The sequence below is a fragment of the Amycolatopsis sp. NPDC001319 genome (assembly GCF_042896185.1).
GTDB lineage: Bacteria > Actinomycetota > Actinomycetes > Mycobacteriales > Pseudonocardiaceae > Amycolatopsis.
In genome coordinates this window covers 34,182-48,803 of record NZ_JBIAWY010000026.1, presented here as the reverse complement: position 1 = coordinate 48,803, position 14,622 = coordinate 34,182, and the positions used below count along the sequence as shown (strand labels likewise).

The following is a 14,622-nucleotide window of genomic DNA, read 5'->3' as shown; positions in this document are numbered from 1 at the left end:
TGCCCGCCGGCGGCGGGGCCCGCGTGCGCGCCCCGGCCTCCCGGGGGGTTTGGAACGGGGGGGCCAACCCGCCCCCCCCCCCCCCCCCCTCGCGCGGGGGGGGGGGGGGGGGCGGGGGGGGCCCCCCCCCCCCCCGCGGCCACCTGGTAGACCAAGAGCCATGCGCAAGGACTTCGATCCCGCCGACGTCGCCCCGTTCGCCTTCTACCGGCTGCTGACCGCCACCGTGGTGCCGCGGCCGATCGCGTGGGTGTCGAGTACGTCGGGCAGCGGCGTGGACAACCTGGCGCCGCACTCGTTTTTCACAGTGGCCTCGGCCGCGCCGCCGGTGCTGCAGTTCACGTCGGTGGGGCGGAAGGACACGTTGCGCAACGTCGAGGCCACCGGGCAGTTCGTGGTGAACCTCGCGCCGGAGCAGCTGTTCGAGAAGATCAACGACACGGGCACCGACTTCCCGCCCGACCACAGCGAGTTCGACGCCGCGGGGCTCACGCGCGAGCCGAGTACGAAGGTGAAGCCGCCGCGGGTGGCGCAGTCGCCGGTGGCGTTCGAGTGCGAGCTGCACAGCACGGTCGGGTTCGGCACGTCGACGGTGGTGTTCGGCCGGGTCGTGCACGTCGCGGTGGCCGAGGAGGTGCTCGACGGCGACCACCCCGTGATCGGGCGGCTGCGGCCGCTGGCGCGCCTCGGCGGCGACGAGTGGGGCACCGTCGGCGACGTCAAGGAGATCCCGCGCATCCGGTTCGCCGACTGGAACCGCAAATAGACTGGAACCGCAAAGAGAAAAGGGGCCGCTCCCGACACGCGAGAGCGGCCCCCGGCAAGAAACTCAGGACGCCGGAAGCGGAGCCGCCCCGCGCGCCTGCAACATCAGCTTCATCTGGTTGATCTCCGCGCCCTGCGACACGAGGATGCTGCGGCACAACGCCTTCACCGCCGGCATGCTCGTGTGGTCCTGCGCGTACTCCGCCATCGCCGTGCCGCCCTGGTGGTGGCGCAGCATGAGCTGGAGGAAGTCGACGTCCATCGCGCGGCCGGTCAGCGAGCGCAGCTTGGCGATCTCCGCGTCGGTGGCCATGCCGGGCATCGGGGCGCCGTTGGCCGGTGAGCTGGTGGGCATCTGCATGCCCGCGTGGCCCATCGGCTCGGTCATCCACGTCATGTACGCGCCGGGCGCCTGCTCGGGCTGGTCCCACAGCATGAGCCAGCCCTTCATGCGCCCGACCTGCTCGGTCTGCGACGACTCGATGTCGAACGCGAGCTGCCGCACCTCCGGGTCCGTGCTGTGGTCACGGGCCCAGTTGGCCATGGTCACGGCCTGCAGGTGGTGCGTCGACATGTCCTGGGCGAAGCCGACCTCGACCGAACCCGCGCCGGGGGTCGCCGGCGCGGCGTCACTGCCGTCGGTGAGCCGCGCGGCGAACACGCCGATCGCCACGCCGATGAGCAGCACGGCGAGCATCGACCCGCCGATGACGACCCAGCGCGACCACGCGGGGCCCTCGCCGGGCTCGTCGACGTCCGGTTCGAGGTCGGCTTCGGTGCTCACCGTGAGATCACTGTCCCGCCGGGGCCGACGGCGCCGAGACGGGCGCGCTGGGCTGGCCCGGGGCGCCCTGCTGCATGCCGCCCTCGGGCACGGCGCCGGAGCTGCCGCCGTAGTTCATCGGCTTCGCGTCGGGGCCGGGCTTGCTCGGGTCGAACGGCGGCGGGTTGCTCGGGTCGAACTGACCCGGGCCGAGCGCGTCGCACGAGGCGCCGATCTCGGGGTACACGCCGTTGGGGTTCGTCCGCAGCGCGGCGATGAACTCGTCGATGCGCGGGTCGTCGGCCTTGTCCAGCTTGAGCTGGTGGCCCCACGACTGCAGCGAGATCGGCTTGTCCAGGCCGGGGTAGGGCGACATCGAGATGTAGGTCTTGCCCTTGACGCGCGCGGCCAGCAGGTCCACCTGGTCACCCTTGACGAGGTCCGGGTTGTAGGCGATCCAGATGGCGCCGTGCTCCAGCGTGTGGACCATGTTCTCGGTGCGCACCGCGGTCGGGTAGACGACGCCGTTGCAGGCCGCCCAGTTGCCGTCGTGCGGGCCGCCGAAGGGCGGGCTGTGGTCGTACGCCACTCGCTCGGTGGGCAGCACGTGCACCGAACCGGTGTAGGTCGCGGTGATCACGCCCGGGATCTTCTTGGACGGGTCGGGGTCACTGGCCGTCGGCGCGAACGACGCGGCCGCCTCCTCGCGGGACTTCTGGTCGCGCTGCGGAGCGGATTTCACCATGTAGTAGGTGACGACGCTGGCCAGGAGGGCCACCACCACGACGACACCGACGATGGTGCCCCACGGAGTGCCCTTCTTGCTGACGACGGACTTGCCGCGCGCGGCCTTCACCGCGTTCGCGGACTTGCCGCGCGAGCCGCCGGCGGACGTCCCCTTCTTACTGGTTGTCCCTTTCGCCATGGTTTGCCGCGATCTCCTCGTGAGATGATGGAGGGATCCGGACGGACCCTGCCCGTCGGCCAGTGTAGAGACCGGACGTCTGATCACCGTGAACACCTCTCACGATCACTCCCGGGTGACGTGCGACAACTGCAGGTCGGACCGGCGTAAGCGTCCGACCTGGGCACACCTAGAATTCGGCGAGTGACTCCCGCCGCTCTCGCCGACCTGGTCCGCGCCTCCGCCGTGCAGGTGCTCGACGCCCGAGGCGTCGACGCCGCCGTGCTGCCGGAGCAGGTGACCATCGAACGCCCGCGCAACCCCGACCACGGCGACTACGCGACGAACCTCGCGCTCCAGGTGGCCAAGAAGGCCGGTCTCCAGACTCGGGAGTTCGCCGAGGCGCTGGCCGAGGTCGTGGCGGCCGCCGACGGCGTGGCCGCGGCCGAGGTCGCCGGCCCGGGGTTCCTCAACTTCCGCCTCGCCGCCGACGCGCAGGGCGAGGTCGTGCGCCAGGTGCTCGCCGCGGGGGAGGCCTACGGCCGCGGCGACGCGCTCACCGGCCGCAAGATCAACCTCGAGTTCGTCTCGGCCAACCCGACCGGCCCGATCCACCTCGGCGGCACGCGCTGGGCCGCGGTCGGCGACGCGCTGGGCCGGGTGCTGGCCGCGCAGGGCGGCGACGTCACGCGCGAGTACTACTTCAACGACGCCGGCGCCCAGATCGACCGGTTCGTGCGGTCCCTGATCGCCGCCGCCAAGGGCGAGCCCGCTCCCGAGGACGGCTACGCCGGCGGCTACATCAACGACATCGCCGCCGAGGTCCTCAAGCAGGAGCCCAGCGCGCTGTCCCAGCCCGAGGCCGAGCGGCACGAGACGTTCCGCCGCGTCGGCATCGAGCTCATGTTCACCGAGATCCGCCAGAGCCTGCACGAGTTCGGCACCGACTTCGACGTGTACTTCCACGAGAACTCGCTGCACGAGTCGGGCGCCGTCGACGCCGCCGTGCAGCAGCTCAAGGACTCCGGCAACCTCTACTTCGCCGACGGCGCCTGGTGGCTCAAGTCCAGCGAATACGGCGACGACAAGGACCGCGTCGTCATCAAGAAGGACGGCAACCCGGCCTACATCGCCGGCGACCTCGCCTACTTCAAGGACAAGCGCAACCGCGGCTTCGACCTGTGCATCTACATGCTCGGCGCCGACCACCACGGCTACATCGCGCGCCTCAAGGCCGCCGCTGCCGCGTTCGGCGACGACCCGGACACCGTCGAGGTCCTCATCGGCCAGATGGTGAACCTCGTGAGCGACGGCAAGCCGGTGCGCATGTCCAAGCGCGCGGGCACCGTGATCACGATGGAGGACCTCGTGGAGGCGGTGGGCGTCGACCCGGCGCGTTACGAGCTCATCCGCTACTCCGTCGACTCCACTTTGGACGTCGACCTCGACCTGCTGCGCAAGCACAGCAACGACAACCCGGTCTACTACGTGCAGTACGCGCACGCCCGGCTGGCTTCCTTGCAGCGCAACGCCGCCGACCTCGGGCTGAAGTCCGAAAAGGACGCGGCGGAGGTCGATTTCGGACTCCTGACCCTGCCCGCCGAGGGCGACCTGATCCGCACCATCGGCGAGTTCCCCGCCACCGTCCGCCGCGCCGCCGAGATGCGGGAACCGCACCGCATCGCCCGCTACCTCGAGGAGCTGGCCGGCGCGTACCACAAGTTCTACACGGTGGGCCGCGTGCTGCCGCAGGGCGACGAAGAGGCCACCCCTCTCACGTTCGCCCGGCTCGCCCTGTGCGAGGCCGCCCGCCAGGTGCTGGCGAACGGCCTGTCCTTGCTCGGTGTCTCAGCTCCGGAACGGATGTAAGAAATGGCGCACCCCGCGGGCCCCCGCCACGCCGACGTCTACCCCCATGCCGACGCCTCCGGGTTCCCGCCCGCGAGCGCCGAAGAGCTCGACAAGCTGCCCGCGAAAGTGTGGCCGCGCAACACTTATCGCGCCGGCGACGGCATCGTGCGCATCGCCGGCATGGACGTGCGCGACCTCGCCGAGACCTACGGCACGCCGCTGTTCGTGGTCGACGAGGCCGACTTCAAGTCCCGGTGCGCCGACTACGCCGAGGCGTTCGACGACCCGGCGCTGGTGCACTACGCGTCGAAGGCGTTCCTGTCCATCGAGATCGCCCGCTGGGTGGCCGAGCAGGGCCTGAGCCTCGACGTGTGCAGCGGCGGCGAGCTCGCCGTGGCGCAGCGCGCGAACTTCCCGGCCGAGCGGATCACCTTCCACGGCAACAACAAGTCGCTCGCGGAGCTCGACGCGGCGGTCGAGGCCGGCGTCGGCACCGTGGTCGTCGACTCGTACTACGAGATCGCCCGCCTGGCCGAGATCGCCGCGCGCCGCGAGGTCGTGCAGGCGGTGCTGGTGCGCGTGACGGTCGGCGTCGAGGCCCACACGCACGAGTTCATCGCGACCGCGCACGAGGACCAGAAGTTCGGCTTCTCGCTGGCTTCCGGCGACGCGGCCGAAGCCGTGCGCCGCGTGCTCAACGCGCCGTCGCTCAAGCTCGTGGGCCTGCACAGCCACATCGGCTCGCAGATCTTCGACGCCGACGGCTTCGAGGTCGCCGCGCGCCGCGTGGTCGGCCTGCTCGCCGACCTGGCCAAGGAGCACGGCCGCGAGCTGCTGGAGCAGCTCAACCTCGTGGACCTCGGCGGTGGCTTCGGCATCGCCTACACCGAGAAGGACAACCCGCCGCCGCCCGCGCAGATGATCACGCAGATCCGCGAGATCGTGCGCAAGGAGTGCGCGTACGCCGACCTGCCCGTGCCGCGCATCGCGGGCGAGCCGGGCCGCGCGATCGCCGGCCCGGGCACCATCACGCTGTACGAGGTCGGCACCATCAAGGACGTCGCGCTGGGTGACAACAGCACCCGCCGCTACGTGAGCGTCGACGGCGGCATGAGCGACAACATCCGCACGGCGCTCTACGACGCGGTCTACGACTGCCGGGTCGTTTCGCGCTCCGCGAGCGAAGGCGAGGAGCCCGTTCTCGCCACTCTGTCCCGAGTCGTGGGAAAACACTGTGAATCCGGCGACATCGTCGTCCGAGACTGCTGGCTACCCGACACTCTTGCTCCCGGCGACCTGCTGGCCGTCGCGGCGACCGGTGCCTACTGCTACTCGATGGCGAGCGGGTACAACCGGCAGCCGCGCCCGGCGGTGGTGGCCGTGCGCAACGGCAGCGCACGCGTGCTGCTGCGGCGGGAGACGACGGACGACATGCTGCGCCTGGAGGTTTGAGAAGTGTCCACAGTGTCTCCGAAAGGCGTGTCTCCGAAGGGCGTGTCTCCATCGGACCGACGGGCCATCAGGGTCGCCCTCCTCGGCTGCGGCACGGTCGGCAGTGAGGTCGTCCGGCTGCTCACCGAGCAGGCGGATGAGCTGGCGGCGCGCGCCGGGGCCGCGGTGGAGCTCGCGGGTATCGCCGTGCGCCGCCCCGACAAGCACCCCGAGCTGCCGCAGGAGCTGGTGACCGACGACGCGGCCGCGCTCGTCGTGCGCGAAGACGTCGACGTGATCGTGGAGCTGGTCGGCGGCATCGAGCCGGTGCGCGGCTGGCTGCTCGCGGCGCTGGGCGCCGGCAAGGCCGTGGTCACGGCCAACAAGGCGCTGCTCGCCGAGCACTCGGCCGACCTGTTCGAGGCCGCCGACGCCGCGGGCGTCGACCTGTACTTCGAGGCCGCCGTGGCCGGCGCCATCCCGCTGCTGCGCCCGCTGCGCGAATCGCTGGCCGGCGACCGCATCACGCGTGTGATGGGCATCGTCAACGGCACCACCAACTACATCCTCTCCGCCATGGACACCACGGGCGCGGGCTACGCCGAGACGCTCGACGAGGCCGGCCGCCTCGGGTACGCCGAGGCCGACCCGACCGCCGACGTCGACGGCTACGACGCCGCGTCCAAGGCCGCGATCCTCGCCTCGCTCGCGTTCCACACGCGTGTGACGGCGAAGGACGTGCACCGCGAGGGCATCGCCGACGTCACGGCGGCCGACCTGGTCGCCGCGCGCGTGCTGGGCCGCACGGTGAAGCTGCTGGCCATCTGCGAGCGCGTGACGGCCGACGACGGCGCCGAGTCCGTCTCGGCGCGCGTGCACCCGGTGATGATCCCGCGCAGCCACCAGCTCGCGGGCGTCAGCGGCGCGTTCAACGCCGTGTACGTGGAAGCCGATGCGGCGGGCGAGCTGATGTTCTACGGCCAGGGCGCCGGCGGAGCCCCCACGGCGAGCGCGGTGCTGGGCGACCTCGTCGCCGTGGCCCGCAACCGCGTGGTCGGCGGCCGCGGCCCGCGCGAGTCCGCGCACGCCGCGCTGCCCGTGCGCCCGATGGGCCAGACGCCCACGCGCTACCACGTGAGCCTCGACGTCGCCGACCGCGCGGGCGTGCTCGCCCAGGTGGCGCAAGCGTTCGCGGGCCACGGCGTGAGCATCGCCGCCGTGCGCCAGCGCGACGCCAACGACACGGCGAGCCTCGTGGTGGTCACCCACCTGGCGCCAGACGCGGCGCTGCAGTCCACTGTGGACGAAATCGCGAAGCTCGATGTGGTGCACCAAGTCGTCAGCGTGATGCGTGTGGAAGGCGAAGACCAATGAGTGCGTGGCCCGGGATCATCGAGGCGTACCGCGACCGTGTGCCCGTGCCGGACGGCGCGCAGGTGGTGACGCTCGGCGAGGGCAACACCCCGCTGCTGCCCGCCGCGCACCTGTCGGAACTCACGGGCTGCACGGTGTACCTCAAGGTGGAGGGCGCGAACCCCACGGGCTCGTTCAAGGACCGCGGCATGACCGTGGCCATCACCCACGCGCTGGCGAGCGGGCTCAAGGCCGTGATCTGCGCGTCGACGGGCAACACGTCGGCGTCGGCGGCGGCCTACGCCGCGCGCGCCGGTCTCACCTGCGCGGTTCTCGTGCCGCAGGGCAAGATCGCGATGGGCAAGCTCGCGCAGGCCGTGCTGCACGGCGCGCGCATCCTGCAGGTCGACGGCAACTTCGACGACTGCCTCGAGCTCGCGCGCAAGACCGCGGCCGACTACCCGGTGACGCTGGTGAACTCCGTGAACCCGGTGCGCATCGCGGGCCAGAAGACCGCCGCGTTCGAGATCTGCGACGCGCTCGGCCAGGCGCCCGACATCCACTGCCTGCCGGTGGGCAACGCGGGCAACATCACCGCCTACTGGGCCGGGTATTCGGAGTACGCCGAAGACGGTGTGGTGAAGAACACCCCGCGGATGTTCGGCTTCCAGGCGGCCGGCGCCGCGCCGCTCGTGCTGGGTGAGCCCGTGTCCGATCCCGACACCATCGCCACGGCGATCCGCATCGGCAGCCCCGCTTCGTGGGCCAGTGCGGTGAAGGCGAAGGACGAGTCGGACGGCCTGTTCGAGGCGATCACCGACGCGAAGATCCTCGAGGCCTACCGCCTGCTGGCTCAGCGTGAGGGCGTGTTCGTGGAGCCCGCGTCGGCCACGAGCGTCGCCGGCCTGCTCGCCACCGCCGCCGACGGCCGGCTGCCGAAGGGCAGCACGGTCGTGTGCACGGTCACCGGCCACGGCCTCAAGGACCCCGCGACCGCGCTCGAGGGCAACGTCGAGGTCGAGCCGCTCGCCGTCGACCCCACGGCGGTCGCCGCCGCACTGGACCTGCGATGACGGGATCCTCGGGCCTGCCGGTGGGCGCGTCGTTCCGGGCCGTGGTGCCGGGTTCGACGGCCAACCTCGGCCCGGGATTCGACGCGCTGGGACTGGCCCTGGCGTGGCACGACGTCGTCGAGCTGCAGGTGACCGAGGACGGCCTCAAGATCGAGGTGGTCGACGCCGGCGCCGGCGGCGTCGCCGACGTCCCCACCGACGAGACGCACCTCGTGGTGCGGGCGATCCGCCGCACGTGCGCGCACTTCGACGTGCGCCCGCCGGGCCTGCAACTGCGCTGCTTCAACAAGATCCCGCACGCGCGCGGGCTCGGTTCCTCCGCGGCCGCCGTGGTATCCGGCGTCGCGCTGGGTTACGCGCTGGCGGGCGTTCCGCTCGACGACGACGCCTTGCAACTCGCGGCCGAGTTCGAGGGCCACGCGGACAACGCGGCCGCCAGCCTGCTCGGCGGGCTCGTGGTGGCGTGGAGTGAAAACGGGCGCTTCCACGCCGAACGCGTGGAGCCCAGCACCGAGATCCGCCCGGTGGTGGCGATCCCCGCGCTGAAGTCGTCCACGGACGCCACGCGCGGCCTGCTGCCGCAGCACGTTCCGCACGCCGACGCGGCGCACAGCGCAGGCCGCACCGCGCTTTCGGTGCTCGCCATGACGACCAGGCCCGAGCTGCTGCTGGCCGCCACGGAAGACCGGCTGCACCAGGAATACCGGGCCGGCGCGTACCCCGCGAGCTCCGAATTGGTGCGCACGCTCCGTGCGCACGGGGTGGCGGCGACGATCTCCGGTGCCGGTCCCACGGTGCTCGCTCTCACCACGACGGGAATATTGCCGCCGGAATGCGACGTTGAGGGTTTCGACGTCGCCGAGCTGGGCGTGGACCTGACGGGTGTTCAGGTTGCGGCTCAGTAAAGCCCCGGTCACGTGGCGGGCGGAACGTGCGCCACGCGGGGGGTGGTTGTTGCACCCGCCCACAGGGCGGTCTACCCTCGGGGGCGTTCGATCACCGTGCGTTTCCGCACCCGATGCCGGTCCTGTTCGCTCCTCGCGAGCCTCCGGTCCGCATCCTTCGTCGATCCGCCAGATCCGCTCCGCCTGGCAAGCGGGACGCGGAGGGACGCAGGCGGGTTTCCGGTTTCGGCGCGGTGCCGAATTCCGTTTCCTCCGTTTGGGGGAGGCAAACACCCCTGTGCTGGCGACGCTCTCGCTGTGTTCCGCACGGCTAGGCGCGACTCGCCCGCATCGGAAGCAAATGCCGTTTCGCGATCAGACGCGATCGGCGGCAGTCCGCTGATCCACCTGGAGGCGTGGATCGGTCAGGAAGGACATGTGTGAGCAACACCGATCTGTTGAGCGGCGACGTGGAGACCCCCGCCGCGGCCGCTGAGACGAATGGGGCCGCGGCCGCTCCGAAGCGCCGCACCGGGGGCCTGTCGGGGATGGTCATCGCCGAGCTCCGCCAGCTGGCGGGCGAACTGGGTGTGGGCGAGACCACGGGGATGCGCAAGGGTGACCTGATCGCCGCGATCCGCGAGCGGCAGGGCAAGACCAAGAAGCGCACCGCCACGGCGGAGACTCTCCCGCTCGACGGCGTCGGCGACGCTCCGGCTCCCAAGGCCTCGAAGGCCGCGAAGACCGAAGAGCCGGCCCGGGCCGAGAAGAAGCGCGAGGAGACCCCGGCTGCCGAGGCGGCGCCGGCTCCGCAGGCCGAGACCAACGGTTCGGCTCCCGTGGCCGAGGCGCCGGCCGAGAAGCCCGCGCAGAATGACCATGGCGGCCAGCAGAACTCCGACGGGCAGCAGGAGGAAGGCGGCCGCAGCCGTCGCCGCCGCGGCTCAAACCGGGCCGCGGGCGCGCCCGACGGCCAGCGTGAGCCGCGCGAGCAGCGTGACGGCGGCCAGCAGCGTGACGGCGGCCAGCGGGGCGACCGCGAGCAGCGGGGCGACCGTGCCGACCGTGCCGACCGTGGTGACCGCGCCGAGCGTCAGGGTGGCCGCGACAACAACCGCGGTGGCTCGGACAACCGGGACAACCGCGACAACCGCCAGCGCAACAACCAGCAGGACGGCGGCAACCGCGGTCAGCAGGACAACCGTTCGCAGGGCCCGGAGGACGACGAAGAGGGCGGCCGTCGCGGCCGTCGCTTCCGCGACCGCCGTCGCCGGGGCAGCGGGGGCGGGCGCGCCGAAGGCGGTTCGCCGGACACCGAGATCCGCGAGGACGACGTCCTGCTGCCGGTCGCCGGCATCCTGGACGTGCTCGACAACTACGCGTTCGTGCGCACCTCGGGCTACCTCGCCGGGCCGAACGACGTGTACGTGTCGCTCTCGCTGGTCCGCAAGTACGGCCTGCGCCGCGGTGACGCCATCACCGGTGTCGTCCGCCAGCCGCGGGACGGCGAGCAGCAGCGGCAGAAGTTCAACCCGCTGGTGCGCGTCGACTCGATCAACGGCCTGGAGCCGGACGAGGCCAAGCGCCGCCCCGACTTCACCAAGCTGACGCCGCTCTACCCGAACGAGCGCCTGCGCCTCGAGACCGAGTCGCACAAGCTCACCACCCGCGTGATCGACCTGATCATGCCGGTCGGCAAGGGGCAGCGTGCCCTGATCGTGTCGCCGCCGAAGGCCGGTAAGACCACGATCATGCAGGACATCGCCAACGCGATCACCACGAACAACCCCGAGTGCCACCTCATGGTCGTGCTGGTCGACGAGCGGCCGGAAGAGGTCACGGACATGCAGCGGTCCGTGAAGGGCGAGGTCATCGCCTCGACCTTCGACCGCCCGCCGGCCGACCACACCTCGGTCGCGGAGCTCTCGATCGAGCGCGCCAAGCGCCTGGTCGAGATGGGCCACGACGTGGTGGTGCTGCTCGACTCGATCACCCGCCTCGGCCGCGCCTACAACCTGGCCGCTCCCGCGTCGGGCCGGATCCTGTCCGGTGGTGTCGACTCGACCGCGCTGTACCCGCCGAAGCGTTTCCTGGGTGCCGCGCGCAACATCGAGAACGGCGGCTCGCTCACCATCTTCGCCACGGCGATGGTGGAGACGGGCTCCACGATGGACACGGTGATCTTCGAAGAGTTCAAGGGCACCGGCAACGCGGAGCTCAAGCTCGACCGCAAGATCTCCGAGCGCCGCGTGTTCCCGGCGGTCGACGTCAACCCGTCCGGAACCCGCAAGGAAGAGCTGCTGCTCTCGCCGGACGAGCTCGCCGTCACGCACAAGCTGCACCGCGTGCTCCACGCGCTGGACTCGCAGCAGGCCATCGACCTGCTGATCTCGCGCCTGCGCAAGACGAAGACCAACATCGAGTTCCTCATGCAGGTCTCGAAGACGGCCCTCGGCGCGAACGACGAGGACTGAGCTCCACCGCTTCACCGTCCGTGAAGGGCACCTTCCGCGAATCCGTTCCCGGAAGGTGCCCTTCACGGCGTTGGGGGCCGACGGCGCCGGAGCCGAGGAATACCAGGCCAGGAGGGTTGGTTGAACTCACCGTCAGCCTGTCTGGCACAATGACCCGCTGAAGTCCGGCACCGGTTCACCCCGATCCTGGGGACCCGGGGCCAACGAGAGAGGACACCATGAAGAGCGGTATTCACCCTGAGTACGTGACGACTCAGGTCACCTGTAACTGCGGGAACAGCTTCACCACCCGCAGCACCAAGGACTCGGGCGCGATCCACGTCGAGATCTGCTCGAACTGCCACCCGTTCTACACCGGCAAGCAGAAGATCATGGACACCGGTGGCCGGGTTGCGCGCTTCGAGAAGCGCTACGGCAAGCGGCAGAAGAACGACGCCAAGTAGCTTCGCCCACGGCGCCCACTCGCACGTGCGAGTGGGCGCCGTTTGCTGTCCGTCGGTGAAATTCTGTCGTTGGTGGTACTAGGCCGGGAAGAAGGCGCGGAAGTGGATTCGACTTCGCTCAAGGGGTTGCTCGCGGAGCACGCCCAGCTGGAAGAGCAGCTGGCGGACCCGGCCGTGCACGCCGACCAGGCCAAGGCCCGCAAGCTGGGCCGCCGCTACGCGGAGCTGAGCCCCGTCGTGCGCGCAGTGCGGGAGCTCGACCAGACGCGCGACGACCTCGCCGCGGCCAGGGAGCTGGCGGCCGAGGACGCGGCGTTCGCGGAGGAGGCCGACGAGCTGGCCGCGAAGATCCCCGACCTCGAGTCCCGCCTCACGGAGCTGCTGCTGCCGCGCGACCCGTACGACGGCTCCGACGTGGTCATGGAGGTCAAGTCCGGCGAAGGCGGCGAGGAGTCCGCCCTGTTCGCGGGCGACCTGCTGCGCATGTACCTGCGCTACGCCGAGCGCCACGGCTGGAAGGCCGAGGTCCTCGACTCCACCGACTCCGACCTGGGCGGCTTCAAGGACGTCACGCTGTCGATCAAGAGCAAGACGGCCGACGTGGACGGCGTCTGGTCGCGCCTGAAGTTCGAGGGCGGTGTGCACCGCGTGCAGCGCGTGCCGGCGACCGAGTCGCAGGGCCGCATCCACACGTCCGCCGCCGGCGTGCTGATCTACCCCGAGCCCGAAGAGGTCGAGGTCGAAATCGACCCGAACGACCTGCGCATCGACGTCTTCCGCTCGTCGGGCCCCGGCGGCCAGAGCGTGAACACCACCGACTCGGCCGTGCGCATCACGCACCTGCCGACCGGCATCGTCGTCTCGTGCCAGAACGAGAAGTCCCAGATCCAGAACCGCGCCCGCGCGCTGCAGGTGCTGCAGGCCCGCCTGCAGGCCATCGCCGAGGAAGAGGCCGCCGCGAAGGCCTCGGACGCCCGCCGCTCGCAGGTCCGCACCGTCGACCGCTCCGAGCGCGTGCGCACGTACAACTTCCCCGAGAACCGCATCTCGGACCACCGGGTGAACTACAAGGCCTACAACCTCGACCAGGTCCTCGACGGCGACCTCGACGGCGTCCTGGACGCCCTGGCGACTGCCGACCGCGAGGAGCGCCTGGCCGCGCAGTCCGGCTGAGCCCGGCCGGCCGCCTCAGACGACGGCCGCGATCTCCTCGGTCAGCGGTTCGTCGTCTTCGCGCTCCATCTGCGGCTTCGGCGGCTCTTCGGCGCGCGGCAGCAGGCTGAGGATCGCGAACGCGAGCGCCAGCACGGTCGGGAACAGCGTGAGCAGCTGGTGCTTCACACCTTCCACGCCTTCACCGAGCGCGGACAGCCCGAGCTGCCCGACGGCGAAGAACGTCAGCATCAGCACCACGAGGCCGTACTCGCGCCGCCCGCGCCGGAAAGCGCGCACCGCCGCCCAGATCATCAGCAGCCACAGGGGAATCAGCACGAACAGCCCCGCGGGCGCGGCCAGCGCGGCGAGCCCGGAGAACACCGGCACGCGGTACTCCTTCGACAGCCGCGGCTGTCCGGAGAGCTCACCGAAGCTGCCGAGGTTGTCCGGACGCGCGGTGAGCGTGTTCACGCCGCCTTGCTGCAGGATCTGCGCGACGCGCACGGGGTGCGACTCGTAGTACGCGAGCACGTTGCGGCGGCTGATCTTGTCGCGGTACTGCGGGTAGAGCGGGTCGGTCCACGCGGCGCCGGGGCTCCACCACCCGGTGCCGATGTACTTCGCGAACGACTGCGGCAGCCCGAGCGCCGCCAGGTCGGCGTTCGTGTCGTGCTTGCCGTCCACAATGGAGTCGAAGATGGCGTTGTACATGTTGGCCTCGCGGTATTCCGCGTTGGCCGGGTCGCCGTGCGACTGCACGGCGAGCGTCCCGCCGCCCACGAGCACGAGCACCGCGAGCGGCAGCGCCCAGCGAGCCTTGCCGCGCGCGTCCTTGGGCTTCACGAGCAGTACCGCGAGCACGAAGACGGGGATGAGCAGCAGCGTCTGCGACTTCGCGTTGATGCCGATCAGTCCACCGAGGACGGTGATCACCGCGCCCGCGTAGCGCCAGTTGCGCTGCCGATGCATGAGCAGCAGCCCGCCGGCGATCAGCAGCATGCCGAGGAACGCGGCGCCTTCGCTGAGGCTGGAGGCGAAGTAGCCGAAGAACGCCGAGTCGCCCATCACGAGCAGCAGGAGCACCGTGGCGACGATCCGGCCGCGGCGGCCGAGGTCGAGCCCGAGCACCGTGGCCGTGATGGCGACGGCGACGAGCACGCACGTGCCCACGCCGAGCACCAGAAGGTTGAGGATCGCGTCCGTGCCGAGCACGTGGCCGATCTTGTTCGCGAGCCAGTCGAGCCAGGTCTGGCTGGAGACGTAGTCGCTCGTGCACGGCACGCCGGTGCCGTAGCTGAACCGGACGAAGCCTTCGGAGGGGCGGTCGAGCTGCTTGCCGCCGAGCTTGCAGAGCAAGCGCCAGCCGTCGCCGTTGTCCGCCATGCCGATCGGCCGGGGGATCAGGAAACGGACCAGCAGGAGGGCCAGTGACGCGAGGAAGACTGCGAGACCGAAGCGGAGTTCCCTGGAACGCACCGGCTGAGTGTAGGTTGTGCCGTTCCGTGACGGTTCGGGGCTCCGCCCCG

At 70.9% G+C, this 14,622-nt stretch carries 12 protein-coding genes; 9 read left to right on the top strand and 3 right to left on the bottom strand.

Annotated elements, in window-relative coordinates; genetic code table 11:
- Nucleotides 1-160 precede the first annotated feature (160 nt).
- Nucleotides 161-766: a flavin reductase family protein gene (locus ACFY1H_RS48545; RefSeq protein ID WP_386956643.1), complete on the top strand. Its 606-nt coding sequence runs from the start codon at nucleotides 161-163 to the stop codon at nucleotides 764-766.
- A gap of 63 nt (nucleotides 767-829) precedes the next feature.
- On the opposite strand, the gene ACFY1H_RS48540 is transcribed toward ACFY1H_RS48545, so the two are convergent.
- Together ACFY1H_RS48540 and ACFY1H_RS48535 are read right to left on the bottom strand one after the other, a co-directional pair.
- Entirely contained in the window at nucleotides 830-1,549 is a 720-nt protein-coding gene (locus ACFY1H_RS48540; protein WP_386956642.1) for a DUF305 domain-containing protein, read from the bottom strand.
- Nucleotides 1,550-1,556: 7 nt separating this feature from the next.
- Entirely contained in the window at nucleotides 1,557-2,384 is an 828-nt protein-coding gene (locus ACFY1H_RS48535; RefSeq protein WP_366587671.1) for a DUF3105 domain-containing protein, read from the bottom strand.
- Between the two features lie 252 nt (nucleotides 2,385-2,636).
- Here ACFY1H_RS48535 and argS point away from each other — a divergent pair, with 252 nt between their 5' ends.
- From argS to prfA, 8 genes are all read left to right on the top strand, one after another.
- Nucleotides 2,637-4,301: an arginine--tRNA ligase gene (argS, locus tag ACFY1H_RS48530; RefSeq protein ID WP_366587521.1), complete on the top strand. Its 1,665-nt coding sequence runs from the start codon at nucleotides 2,637-2,639 to the stop codon at nucleotides 4,299-4,301.
- A 3-nt stretch (nucleotides 4,302-4,304) separates the two neighbouring features.
- Complete coding sequence (gene lysA / locus ACFY1H_RS48525) at nucleotides 4,305-5,735, top strand: diaminopimelate decarboxylase (protein ID WP_386956641.1); 1,431 nt, start codon at nucleotides 4,305-4,307, stop codon at nucleotides 5,733-5,735.
- Between the two features lie 42 nt (nucleotides 5,736-5,777).
- Nucleotides 5,778-7,088: a homoserine dehydrogenase gene (locus ACFY1H_RS48520; protein ID WP_386956640.1), complete on the top strand. Its 1,311-nt coding sequence runs from the start codon at nucleotides 5,778-5,780 to the stop codon at nucleotides 7,086-7,088.
- The gene (gene thrC / locus ACFY1H_RS48515) at nucleotides 7,085-8,140 is read left to right on the top strand and encodes a threonine synthase (RefSeq protein ID WP_366587527.1); all 1,056 of its coding nucleotides are present in this window, start codon (nucleotides 7,085-7,087) and stop codon (nucleotides 8,138-8,140) included. Before ACFY1H_RS48520 ends, thrC begins: the two co-directional genes overlap by 4 nt.
- Nucleotides 8,137-9,045, top strand: a complete 909-nt coding sequence (gene thrB / locus ACFY1H_RS48510; protein ID WP_386956639.1) for a homoserine kinase — start codon at nucleotides 8,137-8,139, stop codon at nucleotides 9,043-9,045. Before thrC ends, thrB begins: the two co-directional genes overlap by 4 nt.
- 419 nt (nucleotides 9,046-9,464) lie before the next feature.
- Nucleotides 9,465-11,498: a transcription termination factor Rho gene (gene rho / locus ACFY1H_RS48505; RefSeq protein ID WP_386956638.1), complete on the top strand. Its 2,034-nt coding sequence runs from the start codon at nucleotides 9,465-9,467 to the stop codon at nucleotides 11,496-11,498.
- A 218-nt stretch (nucleotides 11,499-11,716) separates the two neighbouring features.
- Nucleotides 11,717-11,941: a 50S ribosomal protein L31 gene (gene rpmE, locus ACFY1H_RS48500; RefSeq protein WP_220243829.1), complete on the top strand. Its 225-nt coding sequence runs from the start codon at nucleotides 11,717-11,719 to the stop codon at nucleotides 11,939-11,941.
- A gap of 102 nt (nucleotides 11,942-12,043) precedes the next feature.
- Nucleotides 12,044-13,114 (top strand): peptide chain release factor 1, encoded by a 1,071-nt coding sequence (prfA, locus tag ACFY1H_RS48495; protein WP_366587533.1) that lies wholly within the window; start codon nucleotides 12,044-12,046, stop codon nucleotides 13,112-13,114.
- Nucleotides 13,115-13,129: 15 nt separating this feature from the next.
- Here the strand turns inward: prfA and ACFY1H_RS48490 are convergent, their stop codons facing one another.
- Complete coding sequence (locus ACFY1H_RS48490) at nucleotides 13,130-14,572, bottom strand: hypothetical protein (protein ID WP_386956637.1); 1,443 nt, start codon at nucleotides 14,570-14,572, stop codon at nucleotides 13,130-13,132.
- Nucleotides 14,573-14,622: the final 50 nt, after the last annotated feature.